Origin of the sequence: Saccharothrix texasensis (genome assembly GCF_003752005.1) — a bacterium.
In the GTDB taxonomy this organism is placed as follows: Bacteria; Actinomycetota; Actinomycetes; order Mycobacteriales; family Pseudonocardiaceae; genus Actinosynnema; species Actinosynnema texasense.
The window spans coordinates 6066297-6084108 of the sequence record NZ_RJKM01000001.1; the positions used below are offsets into that span (position 1 = coordinate 6066297).

Annotated in this window: 16 protein-coding genes, 2 tRNA genes and 1 pseudogene; 11 read left to right on the forward strand and 8 right to left on the reverse strand. The window is 72.1% G+C overall.

Annotation, left to right across the window (positions count from 1 at the left end; translation table 11 throughout):
* Nucleotides 1-43: 43 nt before the first annotated feature.
* Nucleotides 44-430, reverse strand: coding sequence for a hypothetical protein (locus EDD40_RS44475; protein ID WP_123745382.1), 387 nt, complete (start codon nucleotides 428-430; stop codon nucleotides 44-46).
* Nucleotides 427-744, reverse strand: a complete 318-nt coding sequence (locus EDD40_RS26850) for an ArsR/SmtB family transcription factor (protein WP_425471261.1) — start codon at nucleotides 742-744, stop codon at nucleotides 427-429. The genes EDD40_RS44475 and EDD40_RS26850 overlap by 4 nt, the downstream gene beginning before the upstream one ends.
* Nucleotides 745-821: 77 nt before the next feature.
* On the opposite strand from EDD40_RS26850, the gene EDD40_RS26855 reads away from it, so the two are divergent.
* The gene (locus tag EDD40_RS26855) at nucleotides 822-2021 is read left to right on the forward strand and encodes an MFS transporter (RefSeq protein WP_123745384.1); all 1200 of its coding nucleotides are present in this window, start codon (nucleotides 822-824) and stop codon (nucleotides 2019-2021) included.
* Here EDD40_RS26855 and EDD40_RS26860 read toward each other — a convergent pair.
* From EDD40_RS26860 to EDD40_RS26870, 3 genes and pseudogenes are all read right to left on the reverse strand, one after another.
* Nucleotides 1955-3484 (reverse strand): serine/threonine-protein kinase, encoded by a 1530-nt coding sequence (locus EDD40_RS26860; protein ID WP_123745385.1) that lies wholly within the window; start codon nucleotides 3482-3484, stop codon nucleotides 1955-1957. The genes EDD40_RS26855 and EDD40_RS26860 overlap by 67 nt on opposite strands.
* 150 nt (nucleotides 3485-3634) lie before the next feature.
* Nucleotides 3635-4204 (reverse strand): annotated as a pseudogene (locus EDD40_RS26865) (HhH-GPD-type base excision DNA repair protein); the annotation flags it as partial.
* 31 nt (nucleotides 4205-4235) lie between these two features.
* Nucleotides 4236-5414, reverse strand: coding sequence for an LLM class flavin-dependent oxidoreductase (locus tag EDD40_RS26870; protein ID WP_123745387.1), 1179 nt, complete (start codon nucleotides 5412-5414; stop codon nucleotides 4236-4238).
* 166 nt (nucleotides 5415-5580) lie between these two features.
* Between EDD40_RS26870 and EDD40_RS26875 the strand changes: the two genes are divergently transcribed.
* Nucleotides 5581-6933: a glycosyl hydrolase gene (locus tag EDD40_RS26875; protein WP_170185210.1), complete on the forward strand. Its 1353-nt coding sequence runs from the start codon at nucleotides 5581-5583 to the stop codon at nucleotides 6931-6933.
* On the opposite strand, the gene EDD40_RS26880 is transcribed toward EDD40_RS26875, so the two are convergent.
* The gene (locus tag EDD40_RS26880) at nucleotides 6926-8041 is read right to left on the reverse strand and encodes a J domain-containing protein (protein ID WP_123745388.1); all 1116 of its coding nucleotides are present in this window, start codon (nucleotides 8039-8041) and stop codon (nucleotides 6926-6928) included. The genes EDD40_RS26875 and EDD40_RS26880 overlap by 8 nt on opposite strands.
* A gap of 57 nt (nucleotides 8042-8098) precedes the next feature.
* Between EDD40_RS26880 and EDD40_RS26885 the strand changes: the two genes are divergently transcribed.
* From EDD40_RS26885 to EDD40_RS26895, 3 genes are all read left to right on the forward strand, one after another.
* Nucleotides 8099-8172 (forward strand) — tRNA-Ser (locus tag EDD40_RS26885).
* Nucleotides 8173-8246 (forward strand) — tRNA-Pro (locus EDD40_RS26890).
* A 117-nt stretch (nucleotides 8247-8363) separates the two neighbouring features.
* Nucleotides 8364-8621: a Prokaryotic metallothionein gene (locus tag EDD40_RS26895; protein ID WP_123745389.1), complete on the forward strand. Its 258-nt coding sequence runs from the start codon at nucleotides 8364-8366 to the stop codon at nucleotides 8619-8621.
* 9 nt (nucleotides 8622-8630) lie between these two features.
* Here EDD40_RS26895 and EDD40_RS26900 read toward each other — a convergent pair whose 3' ends face one another.
* Together EDD40_RS26900 and EDD40_RS26905 are read right to left on the reverse strand one after the other, a co-directional pair.
* The gene (locus tag EDD40_RS26900; RefSeq protein ID WP_123745390.1) at nucleotides 8631-9110 is read right to left on the reverse strand and encodes a hypothetical protein; all 480 of its coding nucleotides are present in this window, start codon (nucleotides 9108-9110) and stop codon (nucleotides 8631-8633) included.
* A gap of 141 nt (nucleotides 9111-9251) precedes the next feature.
* Entirely contained in the window at nucleotides 9252-10058 is an 807-nt protein-coding gene (locus EDD40_RS26905; RefSeq protein ID WP_123748301.1) for a metal-dependent hydrolase, read from the reverse strand.
* A 292-nt stretch (nucleotides 10059-10350) separates the two neighbouring features.
* Here EDD40_RS26905 and EDD40_RS26910 point away from each other — a divergent pair, with 292 nt between their 5' ends.
* The 6 genes from EDD40_RS26910 to EDD40_RS26935 all read left to right on the forward strand — a co-directional run bounded on the left by EDD40_RS26910 (nucleotide 10351) and on the right by EDD40_RS26935 (nucleotide 17705).
* Nucleotides 10351-11571: an NADP-dependent isocitrate dehydrogenase gene (locus EDD40_RS26910; protein WP_123745391.1), complete on the forward strand. Its 1221-nt coding sequence runs from the start codon at nucleotides 10351-10353 to the stop codon at nucleotides 11569-11571.
* A gap of 190 nt (nucleotides 11572-11761) precedes the next feature.
* Complete coding sequence (locus EDD40_RS26915) at nucleotides 11762-12076, forward strand: SH3 domain-containing protein (protein ID WP_148088925.1); 315 nt, start codon at nucleotides 11762-11764, stop codon at nucleotides 12074-12076.
* Between the two features lie 12 nt (nucleotides 12077-12088).
* A complete protein-coding gene (locus EDD40_RS26920; RefSeq protein WP_123745393.1) occupies nucleotides 12089-12307 on the forward strand; it encodes a hypothetical protein in 219 nt (72 codons plus the stop codon).
* A gap of 9 nt (nucleotides 12308-12316) precedes the next feature.
* Complete coding sequence (locus EDD40_RS26925) at nucleotides 12317-13141, forward strand: exodeoxyribonuclease III (protein WP_123745394.1); 825 nt, start codon at nucleotides 12317-12319, stop codon at nucleotides 13139-13141.
* A gap of 259 nt (nucleotides 13142-13400) precedes the next feature.
* On the forward strand, nucleotides 13401-15086 hold the full coding sequence (locus EDD40_RS26930) for a TIGR03767 family metallophosphoesterase (RefSeq protein ID WP_123745395.1): 1686 nt from the start codon (nucleotides 13401-13403) through the stop codon (nucleotides 15084-15086).
* A 99-nt stretch (nucleotides 15087-15185) separates the two neighbouring features.
* Nucleotides 15186-17705 (forward strand): bifunctional FO biosynthesis protein CofGH, encoded by a 2520-nt coding sequence (locus tag EDD40_RS26935; protein WP_123745396.1) that lies wholly within the window; start codon nucleotides 15186-15188, stop codon nucleotides 17703-17705.
* The last annotated feature ends 107 nt before the right edge of the window (nucleotides 17706-17812 follow it).

Below are 17812 nucleotides of genomic sequence, written 5' to 3' on the forward strand. Positions count from 1 at the left end.
CACCCTAGGAACCGGTGCAACCCGATTACCGCCGAGCGCGGTTCTAGGCCCGGGCCCGCACCCACCCGGAAAGCCGCTCCCGCACTTCTTCGTCCCGCACCCGCGGCACCACCGGCTCGACCGCCCGCGCGACCGACTTCTCGTAGCGGCCGGACAGCCCGTCCTCCGCCATCACGTCCTCCGCCAGCGCATCCGGGTCCGCCGCCCACGCGCCCAACGACCGCGTCACCCGTGCCCGCAACGCGAACCGGTCCGCGACCGCGCGGGCCCGCCGCACCCCGCTCCGCTCGCCGCCGTGCGAGGCGGCCAACGCCACCGCCGCCCACGCCAACCGGTTCGCCGGGGCCCGGTCCTCGTCGTACACCCGCCCCTGGGCGAGCACCCGGACCCACTCCCAGTCGTTGGCGTCACCCGCCGCCGCGTCACTCATCGCCGCGCCGCCAGCACACCGTCGAGCAGTCCTGGGAACAGCGCATCCAAGTCCTCCCGGCGCAACGAGCTGATCCGCGACGTCCCCTGCGGCCGGACGTGCACCACGCCCGCCTCCCGCAACGTCCGCACGTGGTGGGTGAGCGTCGACGCCGTCACCCCCAACGGCAGCACCCCGCACGACAGGCCCCCCGCGTGCGCCGCCAACGCGCGCACGATCTGGAGCCGCACCGGATCGGCCAGCGCGTGCAGCACCGACGCTATCCGGATCTCGTCCCGCTCGGGGTGGGCCAGCGAGGTGGTCATATCGCCCATACTACGATATCAGTCGAACTTAGATCGACGTCGTAGTACGATCCTGATCGTAACATCACTCGACCGGGGGAGCACGCATGTCGGCCCGCACCTACCTGCTCGCCGCCGGGGCGTTCGCCATCGGCACGAGCGGGTACATCGTCTCCGGCGTGCTGCCGGCCGTGAGCGAGGAACTGCACGTCTCGCACGCCACGGCAGGGCAGCTGCTCACCGCGTTCGCCATCGCCTACGCGATCTCGTCGCCCGTCCTCGCCGCCCTCACCGGCCGGTGGGAACGCCGCACGCTCCTCGTCGTCGCCCTCGGGGTCGCCGCGGTCGGCAACCTCCTCGCCGCGCTCGCCCCGAACTACCCGCTGCTCCTGGTCGCCCGCGTCATCAGCGCCCTGGGCGCGGCCGTCTACACACCCGCCGCGACGCTCGTCGCCACCGTCCTGAGCCCGCCGGACCGCCGCGGCCGAGCCGTCGCGCTGGTCTTCGGCGGCCTGACCTTCTCGCTGGTCCTCGGCGTGCCCGCGGGCAACCTGCTCGGTGGACCCCTCGGCTACCAGGGCGTGTTCGCGCTGATCGCGGCCGTCTCGGTGCTCGCCGCGATCGCCGTGCGCCTCTGGCTGCCCCGCGTCGACGCGCCGCCCGCCGTCGGCCTGCGGCAGCGCTTCGCGCCCGCCGCCGACCGCCGCGTGCTGATGGTCCTCGGCCTGACCGTGCTCGCGTGCCTGGCCGTGTTCAGCGTCTTCAACTACATCGCGCCGCTGCTGGCCGAGACCGCGCACGTCGAAGGCGCCGCGGTCGGCATCCTGCTCGTCGCCTACGGCCTGGGCTCCGTGCTCGGCAACTGGGCCGCCGGCCGGCTCACGGACCGCTTCGACACCCGCAAGCTGCTCGTGGTGCTCTTCAGCTGCTTCACCGTCGTGCTGGCGACGTTGCCGCTCACCATGGCGACCCCCGTGTCGGCCGCCGTCGCCCTCTTCGCCTGGGGCGCGCTCACCTGGTCGGCGAACCCGCCCATCCAGAGCTGGCTGATCGAGCTCGCGCCCGCCAACAGCGGTCTGCTGCTGTCGCTCAACGCCTCCGCGATCTACCTCGGCGTGGGCCTGTCCGGCGTGCTCGGCGGCCTGGTGATCAGCTGGGTGGGCCTCGTCCCGCTGGCCCCGATCGCCGCGCTCCTCGCCCTGGCGGCCCTGGTGGTGCTGATCTTCGCGCTCAAGCCGGCTCAGGACCCGAACGCGCTGGTGGTGACCTCGCCCGCCCCCGGCTCGCTCGCCAGGCAGTGGAAGTAGTTGCGGTCGCCGTCCGCGAACGCCACGGCGGTGATCCGCCACGTCGACGTGTCCACGGTCGGGCGGGTGTTGGCCTTCATGGCCTCGGCCGTGCACACGTCGGCGACCTCCGTGGCCTTCACCAGCTCGTCGCTGCCCACCTTGGGGATCGCGCCGGACAGCCAGCCCCCGGCGAACGCCTCCCAGAAGTGCTCGACCGAGCAGTCACCGGCCCGTCGCGCCGCGGCCGGTTCCCCGCCCACGTTGTTGATGCCGTGGTAGCAGGTGGGTTCGGCGACGCAGTAGCCCGTCCCGCACTGCGCCAGCCGGGGCGGCGCCACCGCGTTGTCCGGCGCGGAGGTGGACGAGGTGGACGACGACGTGCCGGCGGACGAAGGGGCCTGGTTGCGCGTCGCCCACCACCAGGTGCCGAGCGCGACGACGGTGGCCAGCACCGATGCGCCGACCACCAGGCCCCACGGCTTCTTGGTGGGCGGGCGGACGTAACTCGACCCCGCCGCCGGCGGGAAGACCGGCGCCGGCCCCGCCACCTGTTGCGGGGCGCGGTACGGCGACCCCGTCGCCGGTTGCGGGGTCCGGTACGGCGACCCCGTGGACGGTTGCGGAGCCCAGGGCGACCCGGCCACCGGCCGCGGAGCTCGAGGCCGGCTCGTCGACGGCTCCGCCCCGGCCCGGCTCAACTCGTCGCGCAACCGAGCCGCCGTTGCCGTGCGACGACCGACCTCCGGCTCCAACGCCCGCACCAGCGCCTCGTGCAGCCCTTGCGGGACCCCGGGCACCCACGGCACGGGTGACCGCAGCACCTGCCCCAGGTGGTCGAACGACTCGACGGGCCACGGCACCGGCCGGGGCGGTTTGCCCGCCAGCAGGTCGTACAACGTCGCCGCCAACGAGTACACGTCCGCCGCCGGCGTCGGCTGGGCCATCGCGAACGCCTCCGGCGGCGCGTAGCTGGGGCTCAGCGCGTCCCGGGTGACCGTGCTGGAACCTTCGGCGTCCAGCAGCGCCGCCAGGCCGAAATCGGCGAGCTTCACCGTGCCGTAGCGGTCCAGCAGGATGTTGCCCGGCTTGATGTCGCGGTGCAGCACGCCTTCCGCGTGGGCCGCGGCCAACGCGTCCGCGAGCTGCACGCCCAACTCGCGCACCCGTGCCGCGGGCAACGGTCCGTCGCGCTGCACCACGTCGGCCAGCGACCCGCCCGTGCACAGCTCCATGACCAGGTAGGGCGTGCCCTGCGGGGTGAAGTTCGCGTCGTGCACCGACACCACGTGCGGGTGGCCGGACAGCCGGGCCGCCGCGTGCGCCTCGCGCAGGAACCGCCGCCGGTCCCGTTCGGTCTGCAGCACCCGGTTGTCGATCTTCACCGCGACCTCGCGGTTCAGCTGGACCTGGCGGGCGCGGTAGACGGTGGCGAAACCGCCCTGGCCCAGCGGCGTGAGATCGGTCAGACCAGGCAACTCCACGCCGGGACTCTAGCCCTTCGCCGCCGCCTTACCCGCCGCTTTCCCCTTCGCCGGGGCCTTGGCGGGCGCCTTCGCCCCGGTCTTCGTCCCGGCCTTCACCTCGGTCTTCGCTCCGACCGTCGCTCCGGTCTTCGCTTCCACCGGGCCGCCGGCCTTGCCTTCCGCCTTCGCCGCCTTCTTGAACGCCCGCACCTCGGCCAACGTCTCGGCGCTGGTCACGTCGGCGATGGACCGCCGCGAGCCCTCCTCGCCGTACGCCCCGGCCGCCTCCCGCCACCCGTCCGGCGTCACCCCGCGCTGCTTGCCGAGCAGCGCGACGAAGATCCGCGCCTTCTGGTCGCCGAACCCGGGCAGCTCCTTCACCCGGCGCAGCACCTCCCGGCCGTCCGGCTTGCCGGCCTTCCAGATGTTCGCCGCCTTGCCCTTGTAGTGCTCGATCACGTGCAGCGCGAGCGCGTGGACCCGACGTGCCATCGACGCGCCGTACCGGTGGATCGCGGGCGGCTGCACGCACAGCTCCACGAACGCCTCCACGTCGGTCTCGGCGATCTTGGTGATGCTGAACCCGTCCATCCGGTCCGCGATCTTGCGCGGTCCGGCGAAGGCGTGCTCCATCGGGAACTGCTGGTCCAGCAACAGGCCCACCAGCAAGGCGAACGGGTCGTCGCTCAACAGCTTGTCGGCGGCCGGGTCACCGGTCAGGCGCAGCTTCTTCGGCATGCGCGCCATCCTCCCACCACACCCCGCGACCTCACTTGGCGAACTCGGGGATCAGGTCGCCGACCAGGCGCAGGCTCTGCATGACGTCCTCGTGCTTGAGGCTGCCGACCTGGTGGAAGGCCATCAGCCGGTCGATGCCCATGTCCGCGTAGACGCGCAGCTTCTTGCGGCACGTTTCGGGGCTGCCCACGATCAGCGAGTCCTGCTCGTTGAGCGCCTCGAAGATCTCCTCCGGCTCCACGTCGTCGCCCTGCAGCACTCGGCCGATGACGACCTGGGCGCGGTTCGGGCCGGTGGCGACGGCGGCTTCGGCGCGCAGGAAGTCGCCGGTCAGGCCGCCGCCGGTGGGGTCGTTCAGCAGCGCTTCCTGCCGCCGGACGGTGTCGACGAACGCGTCCGCCGCCTCGAAGAACGTCAGCGCCTTGACGGTGTACCAGGCCGCCGCGGCGATGGCGCCGTTGCGGATCGCCTGCTCGTCGGTCTCGGCGCAGTGCACGAAGGTGAAGAACGCGACCTGGTTGTTGACGTACGAGCCGACCGGTGACGTGCACGCCTCGGCCGCCGCCCGGTACAGGCCCACCATCCGGCGCACCCGCTCGACGGACTCCCAGATGGTCGTGCCGAGCACCCCGACGCCGCGCCGCCCGGCCTCCTCGAACGACGCCGGGCTGGCCGCGGCCTGCCACAGCGGCGGGTGGGGTTGTTGCAGCGGCTTGGGCACGATCGGCACGTCGCGGATCTCGAAGTCCTCGCTGGAGTGCGAGAAGCGCTCCGACGTCCACATCCGCGGGATCATCTCGAACGCCTGCTGCGTCTGCCGCCGCACGTCCGCCGGGTCGACGCCGAACAGCCGCCACTCCGGCGCGGTGGACCTGGTGAGCCCGAACTCCAGCCGCCCGCCGCTGAGGTGGTCGAGCATCGCGGCACGTTCGGCTGCCCTGATCGGGTGGTTGAACCGCGCGGGCGCGAGCACCGCGGCGTGACCCAGCCTGATCCTCGTCGTCTGCTGCGAGATCGCGGCCAGCATCAGCTCCGGCGCGGACGACAGGCTGAACTCGTCGGCGCCGTGGTGCTCGACCTGCCACCAGCAGCCGTAGCCGAGCTCGTCGGCGAGCCTCGCCTGCGCCAACGCCTCCGTGATGCGCGCGTGCTGGTGGCCCTCCTGCCACGGGCGGGGGTCCTGGATCTCGTTGAAGACGTCGATCTGCACAGCCGGCTCCTCCCGTGGGCTCGCCGAAACGTAGCCCGCCGGCGCCCGCCGGGACATGCGCCATTCGGTTGACTGCTTAACCGGTTAATCGCTACCGTCCACCCAACCCGCCGCCACGCTCAGAAGGCCGCCACCCTTCGAGAGGCAGGACGCAGTGCGAACAGCGATGACGCTGGCAGCCCTACTTCTGGTGACCCTCGCCCCACCCGCGGCCACCGCCGCGGCCGCACCGCCGCCGACCCCCGTGGTCGACTACCTGAAGCGGATCACCGGCAGCCGCACGGTGACCGGGATGCACAACAAGGAACCCAACTCCGACCCCGCCCGCCACACCGCCAAGGTCCACGCGATCACCGGCGCCTACCCCGGTCTGTGGGGAGGTGACTTCCTCTTCGCGCAGGACGACGTCACCCACCGCCAGACCATGGTCGACCAGGCGCTGACCGAGTGGCGCAACGGCTCGCTCGTCACGTTGACCTGGCACGTCTGCCCGCCCACCCGACCCACCGCCTGCGGCTGGGACGCGGGCGTGAACGACGACCTCACCGACGCGCAGTGGGCGCAGCTGGTCACCGACGGCACCGCCCTCAACAACGCCTGGAAGTCGCGCCTCGACGAGGTCGTGCCGTTCCTGCGCCGACTCCTCGACGCCGGCGTGCAGCCGCTGTTCCGGCCGCTGCACGAGATGAACGACGGCTGGTCCTGGTGGGGCGGGCGACCCGGCGCGAGCGGCAGCCGCCGCCTCTACCAGCTCACCCACGACCACCTGGTCCGGACCCGCGGCCTGACCGGCCTGGCGTGGGTCTGGAACGTCAAGGACCTGGACCCGGCCGGCATCGCCGACTACTACCCGGGCCCGGCGTACGCGGACGTCGTGTCGCTCGACGCGTGGAACAGCTTCTGGCCCGCCGCCACCTACTACGACACCCTCAGGTCGCTGGCCCAGGGCAAGCCGCTGGCGCTGGCCGAGGTCGGCAAGGTCCCGTCACCCGCCGAGCTGGCGTCCCAACCCGACTGGTCGTACTTCATGGCGTGGCCGGAGTTCTTCGACGACAAGCAGCTCAACCCCGACAGCGCCGTCCGCGCCACCTACGCCTCACCGCGCGCGGTCAACCAGGGGCAGCTCACCGGCGGCGGCGGCAACCTCGCCCTCGGCCGCCAGTCCTGGTCGACCACCACCGAGAGCGCCGCCCACCCGTCGGCCCACGCGTTCGACGGCGACCCGGCCACCCGGTGGAGCAGCGCGTTCACCGACCAGCACTCGCTGTGGGTCGACCTCGGCTCGACGCGACCGGTCCGCCGCGTCCGGCTCGACTGGGAGGCCGCGCACGCCCGCCAGTACCAGCTCCAGGTCTCGTCCGACGGCACGACCTGGACCACCGTGCACGAGGACTACGCCGCCGACGGCGGCACGGACGAGATCGTGCTCGACACGAGCGCGCGCTACGTGAAGCTGTACGCGTTCCAACGCGCCACCCCGTACGGCTACTCGCTCTGGGAGATGGGCGTGTTCAGCTAGCGGTCCGCACGATCGGCACGACCTGGCCGACCAGCAGGCGCAACGCCTCCCGGTCCACCGTGGCCGGGTCCTCGGCCAGCCAGTCGCCGATCTCCTCGACGAACTGGGCGGGCGTCATCGGCGGCACGATGGCGTCCGCCGGTTCCTCGGTGGTCACCACGCCCTCGCGGCTCGGGTACACCAGCAGCGCGGTCCGGATGTCCAGCCACGGCAGCAGTTTCCGGTACACCGCGAGGCTGCGCGGCATCCGCATGCCGCCGCCCCGGAACGGGTGGCCGTTGCGCCACACGGAACCGTCGTCCTCGGCCTCGTAGTGCCCGGGCAGCCACGACTTCGACTCGATCAGGACCAGCTTGCGCCCGCACAGCACGGCGTGGTCGACGTCCGCGAACACCGAGCCGGGCCAGGCGAGGCCGTGGAAGATCCGCGCGCCGGGCAGCCGGGTCAGGTACTGGTTGAGCAGCTCGGCGGTGAGCCGCTCGCAGACCCGGTCGTCCGTGGTCCCGTGCACCACGCCGGTGTCGTGGTCCAGCGTGAACGACCGGTCGGCCCGGATCGCCGCCAGGTACCGCCGCACCAGCCGGAACGCCGCGGTCGCCGCCGCGGCCACCACCAGCAGCCAGACGCCGAGCGCCAGCGGCGAGAAGTCGACGACCACCACGGGCAGCAGCAGGAAGAACCAGCCGCACATGGCCGCCAGCGCGGGCGCGTGCCCCGGACCGGCGGCCGGCACGTACCGGACCCGCTGGGCGACGTCGACCAGGTGCCACCACGCGACGCCGCCGAGGTCCACCACGGGCTTCGGAGGTACGAAGTCGGGGTCGTCGCCGAAGTTGCGCAACCGGCCGGTCCGACCGGAGCGCGGCGGACGGGTCGGCGAGGTCGGCCGTGCGCCCGGACGGGTGAACGACCAGCCGCGGTCGTAGTCCCGCCGGCGAGCCGGGTCACGCAGGGTGTCATATGCCTCTTGCAGCATGCGGAAGGTGCCGGAGGACCCGCCCGCGTCCGGGTGCATGACCTTGGCCAGGGAGCGGTAAGCGGACTTGATCTCCGCCTCGGACGCGTAGCGGCCGACCCCGAGGAGTTCGTAGTAGTCGACTCCGCGCACGAGGGCAGACCTTAGCGGCCCTGTCTCCGGGGCCGTGGTCATGGTTAGTGTTGGACCGAGCCCGGTAGCGCAGTGGTTGTCGCGCCCTCCTGCTCGGAGGGAGGACGCCGGTTCGAATCCGGCCCGGCTCGGGACCATGTAGCGCAGTGGTTGACGCGCCCTCCCCCTGGGAGGGAGGACGCCGGTTCGAGTCCGGCCTGGTCCGCTCGGTGCGACTCCCGTGCGCGCGGGGGTTTCGAGGCCGGTTCGAGCCGCCGGCGCAGTCCGGGCGGTGCGCGGGGTTCGAGTTGCCGGTGCCCGCCGGTCGGCGCACCCTTCGGCCATGGCGACTTGCGACGTCTGCGGCAACGACTACTGGATGGCCTTCGAGGTCCGCACGGTCGGCGGTGGCGTGCACACGTTCGACAGCTTCGAGTGCGCGATCCAACGCCTGGCGCCCCGCTGCGAGCACTGCGACTGCCGCATCCTGGGGCACGGCGTCGAGGTGCGCGGCCGGTTCTTCTGCTGCGCCCACTGCGCGCGCAGCGCGGACCGCCTCGGCGCCGAGATCAAGGACACCGTCGGCGCGCACCCCGGCTGACGACCGGCTTCAGCCGCAGTCCAGCACCAGCCTGCCGTTGACGAACGTCGGTTGCAGGTCGCCGCGCGCGTCCACGCTCTTCGTGCCGTGCGGCAGGACTTCCTCGATCGCGCTGAACGCGAGGATGTCCGAGACCCCGTACCGGCCGCGCAGCGCGCGCTGGCCGGGGAACCGCAGCGCCCGGCCCTCCCGCCGGTCGCGGTGGGCCAACGCCGCCCGCAGCGCGCCCCGGGTCAGCTCCTCGGGTCCGGCGAGCGTCTGCAGCGAGCCGTTGTGCACCGCCACGCCGTAGCCGCGTTCGATCAGCGTCGACACGGTGTTCTCCGACGGCTCCTCGGTGAGCCGGAACGACATCGCGTGCCGTCCCTCCACCTCGTGGACGCACACCAGCTGGGCGTGGAACAGCAACGTCTCGTACAGCGACACGGCGACAGCGTCCGCGGTCGACCGGTCGTCATGACCGGCGTTGAGGCCGAGCCAGGTGGTCATCCGGCCGCCTCGACAACGTTGTCGTGCGTGGGGTGGGGCACGAAGTCCTCCTCGGCGCGATCGGCGCGGGACAGGATTTCGCTGGAGGCTAGTCCGTTCGGGTGATGAAGTGGTAGCCGCCGAATGGCCGGTATCTGAAACTCAGATGGGCAGCAGGTCGAAACTTTCGAGGAACGGGAGCGCGCCCGCCTGCTGGAGCGCGGCGGCGGACAGCCACACGCTCAGGATCGTGATCAGCGGGCCGACGATCGCCATCTCGACCGTGCCGCCGGTCTTCATCCGCATGATCTTCGGCGGCGCGACCGGGAACCACGTCTTGCCCATCAGCGGGATCGGCCACAGGATCGGGCAGCCCTGCTCGGTGATCGCGTCGCCGAGGTAGTGGGCGAAGCACCCGACCCCCACCGCGATGCCGCACGCCGCCGCGCTGGCCGGCGTCTGCGCCGTCCAGGCCACGCAGGCGACCGTGATGGCGGCCGAGACGCCCGTGATGAGCAGGGCGTCCTTCTGCGGGCACCAGTCGTTCATGATCCCGCGCACGGCCAGGCCGGCGAACACGAACATCAGCGCGGGCAGCGCCCACTTCTGCGACTGCTGCACCACGGCGGTCGTGCCGACCGCGGAGGCCAGCGCGAACGCCAGCGTGTGCGTCAGGCCTCGGTGCCCGCCGTCGCGGTTGGAGTCCTTGCGGGTGCGGGTGGTGCGGTAGACGAACGAGCTGATCGTGTTGATCAGGGCCGACGCGCCCGCGCTGACCGGCCCGAACGTGCGCGAGATGGTCGAGGACGGGTGGTCGAGGTCGGGCAGCAGGGCGGCGCCGGTGGCGAGCACCGCGCCGACCGCCCAGCTCTGCGGCGTGAGCTGGCCGATGGGGTGGTTCTCGGCCATCGCGGTCACCGCCGCCCAGGCCAGCAGACCGCTCATGGCGTGGGTCGGACCCGTCGACAACGCTGCCCCCTTGATCACTCGTGCGGTTCGAGATTAGCCGGGTCCGGCCCCCGGGCGGGAGCATTCCGCGAACGCGTGTTCGAGTGTCGCCGGCCGCCGCCGCGGGCCGTCCCCGTGCGGCGGCCCGTCGGCGCGGCTGGTTGTATTGGCCGGGAGACCACACGTGCCACCGGCGGTCACGGCCTCGGCGCAGATGTGACGCCGTTCCCTTTTTCGCCCGGGTGGCCGCAAGCAACCCGACATAGCAGTACGCTTGTCTTGCTTGCATTGTCGCGAGAGGAGCGCCCTGAGTATGGGCAAGATCAAGGTTCAGGGGACCGTCGTCGAACTCGACGGCGACGAGATGACGCGGATCATCTGGCAGTTCATCAAGGACAAGCTGATCCACCCGTACCTGGACGTCGACCTCGAGTACTACGACCTGGGCATCGAGCACCGGGACGCCACCGACGACCAGGTCACCATCGACTCCGCGAACGCCATCAAGAAGCACGGCGTCGGGGTCAAGTGCGCCACCATCACGCCCGACGAGGCGCGGGTGGAGGAGTTCGGCCTGAAGAAGATGTGGGTCTCGCCGAACGGCACGATCCGCAACATCCTCGGCGGCGTGGTGTTCCGCGAGCCGATCATCATCTCGAACATCCCGCGGCTGGTGCCGGGCTGGACGAAGCCGATCATCATCGGCCGTCACGCCCACGGCGACCAGTACAAGGCGACCAACTTCAAGGTCCCCGGCGCGGGCGAGCTGACCATCACGTTCACGCCCGAGGACGGCTCCGAGCCGATCAAGCACGTGGTGGCCAACTACGGCCCCGACGGCGGCGTGGCCATGGGCATGTACAACTTCAACAAGTCCATCGAGGACTTCGCGCGGGCCTCGTTCTCGTACGGGTTGCAGCGCAACTACCCGGTGTACATGTCGACGAAGAACACCATCCTCAAGGCCTACGACGGCGCCTTCAAGGACATCTTCCAGCAGGTGTTCGAGGCCGAGTTCAAGGCGCAGTTCGACGCGGCGGGCCTGACCTACGAGCACCGCCTGATCGACGACATGGTGGCCGCCGCGATGAAGTGGGAGGGCGGCTACGTCTGGGCGTGCAAGAACTACGACGGCGACGTCCAGTCCGACACGGTCGCGCAGGGCTTCGGCTCGCTGGGCCTGATGACGTCGGTGCTGATGACGCCGGACGGCAAGACCGTCGAGGCGGAGGCCGCGCACGGCACCGTCACCCGGCACTACCGGCAGCACCAGGCGGGCAAGCCGACGTCCACCAACCCGATCGCGTCGATCTTCGCGTGGACCGGTGGCCTGAAGCACCGCGGCAAGCTGGACGGCACGCCGGAGGTGACGGGCTTCGCGGAGACGCTGGAGCAGGTCATCGTCGAGACCGTCGAGAGCGGCCGGATGACCAAGGACCTCGCCGTGCTCGTCGGCAAGGACCAGGAGTGGCTGACCACCGAGGACTTCCTCGGCACGCTGGACGAGAACCTGCAGAAGAAGATGGCCGGCTGACGCCCGCCCTCCGGCTCGCGTGATCAGGGGACCGCCTCCGGGCGGTCCCCTGATCCGTTCCTGCTCCCGCGCCGTTGCGTGACGGTGTCACCCGTCCGGATCCCCGGTGGGGTGGAATGTGCCGCCGACCGGCCCGTGACCTGCCCGCTCGCGCTATATCTGCACTTCGGCAGAGGTGTCGGGAGGCGTGATGTTCGGGATTCCGGTGCGCGGCATGGTCGTCGTGGGTGTGCTCGCGGCGGCCGGGTTGATGTACGTCGCCAACGACGGCAAGAAGCTCGGGGTGGAGGAGACGGCCGGCGCCGAGTGCCGGGTGACGGTGATCGCCGACATCCTCAACGTGCGGTCCGGGCCGGCCGACACCCAGCCGATCGTGGCGACCATGCCGCGTGACGCGGTGGTGCGGGCCGAGCCGAGGATCGAGAACGGCTTCCGGCTGCTGTCGGACGGGCGGTGGGTGAAGGCCGAGTTCGTGACGCCCACCTCGGACAGCGGCTGCGCGTGATCTGATGGGCCGATGTTCTTCAAGTGGCGGTCGTTCCGGCGTGGCGTGGTGACCTGCGCGTGCGAGCCGGAGTGGCCCGGCCTGCGGGCCGTGGTGGACGGGCACGAGCTGGCCGGGGTGCCCTCACCCGAGGGCAGCAGCCCGTTGGTGCTGATGTGGGGCCTGTCGGCGTCCTGCACGGGCTGCGGCGCCGAGTACCCGCACGGCTGGGCGGTCGCCGATCGCGGTTAGGCTGCCCGGGTGCTGACCGTCTCCTCGATCAACGTCAACGGGCTGCGCGCCGCCGCGAAGAAGGGCTACCTCGAGTGGCTGGCCGCGACGACGGCCGACGTGGTGTGCCTGCAGGAGGTGCGCGCCGAGCCCGGGCAGCTGCCGGACGAGGTGCGTTCGCCGGGGGGTTGGCACGTGGCGCACGCGTACTCCGAGGTCAAGGGGCGCAACGGGGTCGCCGTGCTGACGCGCGAGGCGCCGCAGGCCGTGCGGATCGGGTTCGGGGTGCCCGAGTTCGAGCACTCGGGCCGGTACGTCGAGGTCGAGCTGGCCGACGTGGTCGTGGCGTCGCTGTACCTGCCCAGCGGTGACGTCGGCACGCCGAGGCAGGACGAGAAGGACCGGTTCATGGCGGCGTTCCTGCCGTACCTGGTGGAGCTGCGCGACAAGGCCGCCGCCGACGGGCGCGAGGTGCTGGTGTGCGGCGACTGGAACATCGCCCACCGGGCCGAGGACCTGAAGGCGTGGAAGACGAACCAGAAGTCCTCCGGCTTCCTGCCGGAGGAACGCGCCTGGCTGGACCGGGTCTTCGGCGAGGCGGGCTACGTCGACGTGGTCCGCTCCCTGCACCCGGACGTGACGGGCCCGTACACCTGGTGGTCCTACCGCGGCAAGGCGTTCGACAACGACTCGGGCTGGCGGATCGACCTGGTGTGCGCAACGGAGGGTATCGCCGCTTCGGCGACCTCCGCCGTGGTGGAGCGTGCCGCGACCTACGCCGAGCGCTGGTCGGACCACGCGCCGGTCACGGTGAGCTTCGACTGGCCGAGCGCCGGTCCGACCACGCGTCCGTGACGGTCGTCCCCGGCTGAGCCGCGCCCTGCGGCCGGCTCGGGTCGGCGGGGTGGGTCCGGTGTCCGCTGATCTCCGGGCGACCCCTCCGTGCCGGTGCGGCTCGACGGGTGGCCGGGGCGAGGCTGATCCGTTGCACGGCAACGGAATCGGTCAACCCGACGATCGACTTCGCTCGTTCGGCCGCACTTCACCCCGAGTTGGTGACGCGCTCCCCGGTTCGTGAGAAATTTTCACCTCACCGAGACACCGGGAGCGTTCGATGGGGATCAGCCGGCGGCGTTTCTTCCAGGCGACGGGCGCGGCGGGGGCGGTGCTGCTGTGGGGTGGGCCCGCGTGGGCGGCCACCACCGGCACGACGGTGGACGCGGCGGCCGCCGCGGTCGGCGGCAGGGGCTACCGCAGGTTGCAGGCGGGCCCGGGGTGGCCGTCGGTGGTGCGGTCGGACCTGGCGGCGCCCGGCGCGGGACGGGCGGATCGGCGCACGGCGCTGGCCTGCTTCGTCCAGTTCACCGACATGCACATGGTCGACGCGCAGAGCCCGGCCCGCTTCGAGTACACCCACCCGCTGCTGGGCGCCGGCGCCTTCCGCGCGCACGAGACGCTGGCCCAGCACACGTCGACGGCCCTCGTCCAGCGGGTCAACGCCATCCGCACCGGCCCGTTCACCGGCCGCCCGATCGACTTCACGATGACCACCGGGGACAACACCGACAACCACGAGCTGGTCGAGCTCGACTGGTTCCTCACCGTCCTCAACGGCGGCCGGATCACCGCGAACACCGGTGACCCCGCCCGCTACGAAGGCGTGCAGGACTCCGGCGTCACGGCCTACTGGAACCCCGGCTCCACCCTCCTCGACGACTACAAGGCCAAGGGCTTCCCGCACCTGCCGGGCCTGCTCGACGCCGCCATCCGCCCGTTCGACAGCCCCGGCCTGCGCGTCCCGTGGTACTGCACGTTCGGCAACCACGACGACAGCGTGGTCGGCACGCTGCCCGACGGCATCCCGCTCGTCGACGGCCTCTACACCGCCAACCGCAAGATCACGGGCTTCTCGGCCGACCAGGCGCGGCGCCTCGCCAGGGCCATGACCGACCCCGCGCACGTGCTGGACGCGGCAGCCGTCGTCGCCGAGGGCGGCCTGGTCCGCACGGTCACCCCGGACGCCCGCCGCCGCCCGTTCACCACCGCGGAGTTCGTCCAGGCGCACCTCGACCCGCGCCACACCGGCCCCGGGCCGCACGGCCACGGCTTCACCGACGACAACGCCGACGGCGTGGACGTCTTCTACACGTTCCCGATCGCGCCCGGCGTCACCGGCGTCAGCCTCGACACCACGACCACCGGCGGCTTCGCCGACGGCTCGATCGGCCTGCACCAGTACCTCTGGCTGGAGCGGACCCTCAAACGCGGCAGCTCGCGCTACTACGACGTCCTCGGCCTCACCCACCGCCAGGACGTCACCGACGAGCTGTTCATCCTGTTCAGCCACCACACCAGCTGGACCATGGGCAACGTCCTGCCCGACCGCCGCCGCCCGCTCGACCCGCGGCTGGACGGCCGGGCGCTCGTCGACCTCCTCGGCCGGTTCCCGAACGTCGTCGCCTGGGTCAACGGCCACACCCACGAGAACCGGATCGTCCCGCACGGCACGGGCGACCGCGCGTTCTGGGAGATCAACACCGCCGCGCACGTCGACCACCCGCAGCACGCCCGCATCATCGAACTGGCCGACAACGGCGACGGCACGCTGTCCCTGTTCACGACCTTGATCGAGGGTGACGCGCCCTACCAGGCCGACTACGACGACACCTCGCCGCGCGGCCTCGCGTCGCTGGCCCGGGAGTTCGCGTTCAACGACCCGCACGCCAACGCGAACGCCGTCGGCGCGGTGACCGACCGCAACACCGAGCTCCTCGTCGCCGGGCGGTCGCCGGTCCGGTGACGAGCCCGCCGGCCGACCGCCGAAGAGGACCCGACCGCGCCTCGTGTCGCACATCACACTGGGCGTGATCAGGAATTTTCCGCACCTAGTGTCGTTGTCGTGGCCGTGGACCTCTCGATCACCCCGCCGGAGCCGACGCCCAGCGCGTCGTCGATGCGACGCGCCTTGCGCCGTGCCGCCGACGGCGCGGTGCTCGACGTCACCGAGGCCGCCGTGCTGCTGCACGCCCGCGGTGACGACCTGGAGTCGTTGCTGGCCGCCGCCGGCCGGGTGCGTGACGCGCACCTGCTGGCCGAAGGGCGGCCGGGTGTCGTCACCTACAGCCGCAACGCGTTCATCCCGCTGACCCGCCTGTGCCGGGACCGCTGCCACTACTGCACGTTCGCCACGGTCCCGCACAAGCTGCCCGCCGCGTTCCTGGAGCGGGACGAGGTGCTCGACATCGCCCGCCGGGCCGCCGCGCAGGGCTGCAAGGAAGCCCTCTTCACGCTGGGCGACCGGCCGGAGGAGCGGTGGCCGCAGGCGAAGGAGTGGCTGGAGGCGCGCGGGTACTCCTCGACGCTCGACTACGTGCGGGCCAGCGCGATCGCGGTGCTGGAGGAGACCGGCCTGCTGCCGCACCTCAACCCCGGCGTGCTCAGCTGGGAGGAGCTGCAGCGGCTGCGCCCGGTCGCGGCCAGCATGGGGATGATGCTGGAGACCACGGCCGAGCGGCTGTGGAGCGAGAAGGGCGGCCCGCACTACGGCAGCCCCGACAAGGAGCCCGCGGTCCGGCTGCGGGTGCTCACCGACGCGGGCCGGGTGAACGTGCCGTTCACCACCGGCATCCTGATCGGCATCGGCGAGACGGTCACCGAGCGCGCCGAGTCCCTGCTGGCCATGCGCGGCGTCGCGCGCCAGTACGGGCACGTGCAGGAAGTGATCATCCAGAACTTCCGGGCCAAGCCCGACACCGCGATGCGCGGCATGCCCGACGCCGACCTGCACGAGCTGGCCGCCACGATCGCGGTGGCGCGGCTGGTCATGCCGTCGTCCACGAGCGTGCAGGCGCCGCCGAACCTGGTCGGCGGCGAGTTCGGGCTGATGCTCCGCGCGGGCATCGACGACTGGGGCGGCGTCTCGCCCGTGACGCCCGACCACGTCAACCCCGAGCGGCCGTGGCCCCAGGTCGACGTGCTGGCCGAGCACACCCGCGCGGCCGGGTTCGAGCTGCGCGAGCGCCTGGCCGTGTACCCGCGCTACGTGACCGCGACCGCCGGGCAGTGGATCGACACCCGCCTCACCGCGCACGTGTCCGCGCTGGCCCGGGAGGACGGCCTGGCCGAGCCGGACGCGCCGGTCGTCGGCCGCGAGTGGCAGGAGCCCGACGGCGGCCTGGACACCTACGGCCGGGCCGACCTGAACACCGCCATCGACACCGAGGGCCGCACGGAGGACCGGCGCGGCGACTTCGACAGCGTCTACGGCGACTGGGCGTCGCTGACCGTCCCCAAGGCGGTCGAACGGCTGCCCGAGGACACCGCCCGCGCCCTCAGGCTCGCCGCGGACAGCCCCGGGAAGCTGCTGGACGACACGGACGCCGCCATGGCGCTGCTCACCGCCGACGGCGCGGCGCTGGAGACCATGGCCAGGCTCGCCGACGAGCTGCGCGCCGAGGTGGTCGGCGACGACGTCACCTACGTGGTCAACCGGAACATCAACTTCTCGAACGTCTGCTACGTCGGCTGCCGGTTCTGCGCGTTCGCCCAGCGCGAGCGCGACGCCGACGCGTTCCGGCTGTCCGTGGCCGAGGTCGCCGACCGCGCGCAGGAGGCGTGGGACGCGGGCGCCACCGAGGTCTGCATGCAGGGCGGCATCGACCCGAAGCTGCCGGTCACGTACTACGCCGACGTCGTGCGCGCGATCAAGACCAGGGTGCCGGGCATGCACGTGCACGCGTTCAGCCCGATGGAGATCGTCAGCGCGGCGGCCAAGGCGGGCGTGAGCGTGCGCGAGTGGCTGACCGAGCTGCGCGCCGCGGGCCTGGACACCATCCCCGGCACGGCCGCCGAGATCCTCGACGACGACGTGCGCTGGGTGCTGACCAAGGGCAAGCTGCCCGCCGCGACCTGGCTGGACGTGGTCGCCACCGCGCACGAGGTGGGCCTGCGCTCGTCGTCCACGATGATGTACGGCCACGTCGACCACCCCGGCCACTGGCTGGGGCACTTCCGGGCGCTGGCGGCCCTGCAGGACCGCACCGGCGGCCTGACCGAGTTCGTCGGCCTGCCGTTCGTGCACCGCAACGCGCCGATCTACCTGGCGGGCGTGGCCCGTCCCGGCCCCACGCGGCGCGACAACCGGGCCGTGCACGCGTTCGCCCGGCTCGCCCTGCACGGCCGCGTGGACAACGTCCAGTGCTCGTGGGTGAAGCTGGGCGACGAGGGCACCGCCGAGGTGCTCCGGGGCGGCGCCAACGACCTCGGCGGCACGCTCATGGAGGAGACCATCAGCCGCATGGCGGGCTCCGAGCACGGCTCCGCCCGCACGGCCGGCGAGCTGCACGCCACCGCCGCGCTGGCAGGCCGCCCGGCCCGGCAGCGCACTACGACATATGGCCGAGTCGACGCCGTGAGGTAACCCCCTGCGGGGACGCGCGGGAGCGGTTGTGGTTAGTCTGCCGCCGGTCGCGTTTACCCGAGCCGGACACACCAGTCCAACAGCTTCGGTAGGTTCGCGGCCGTCCG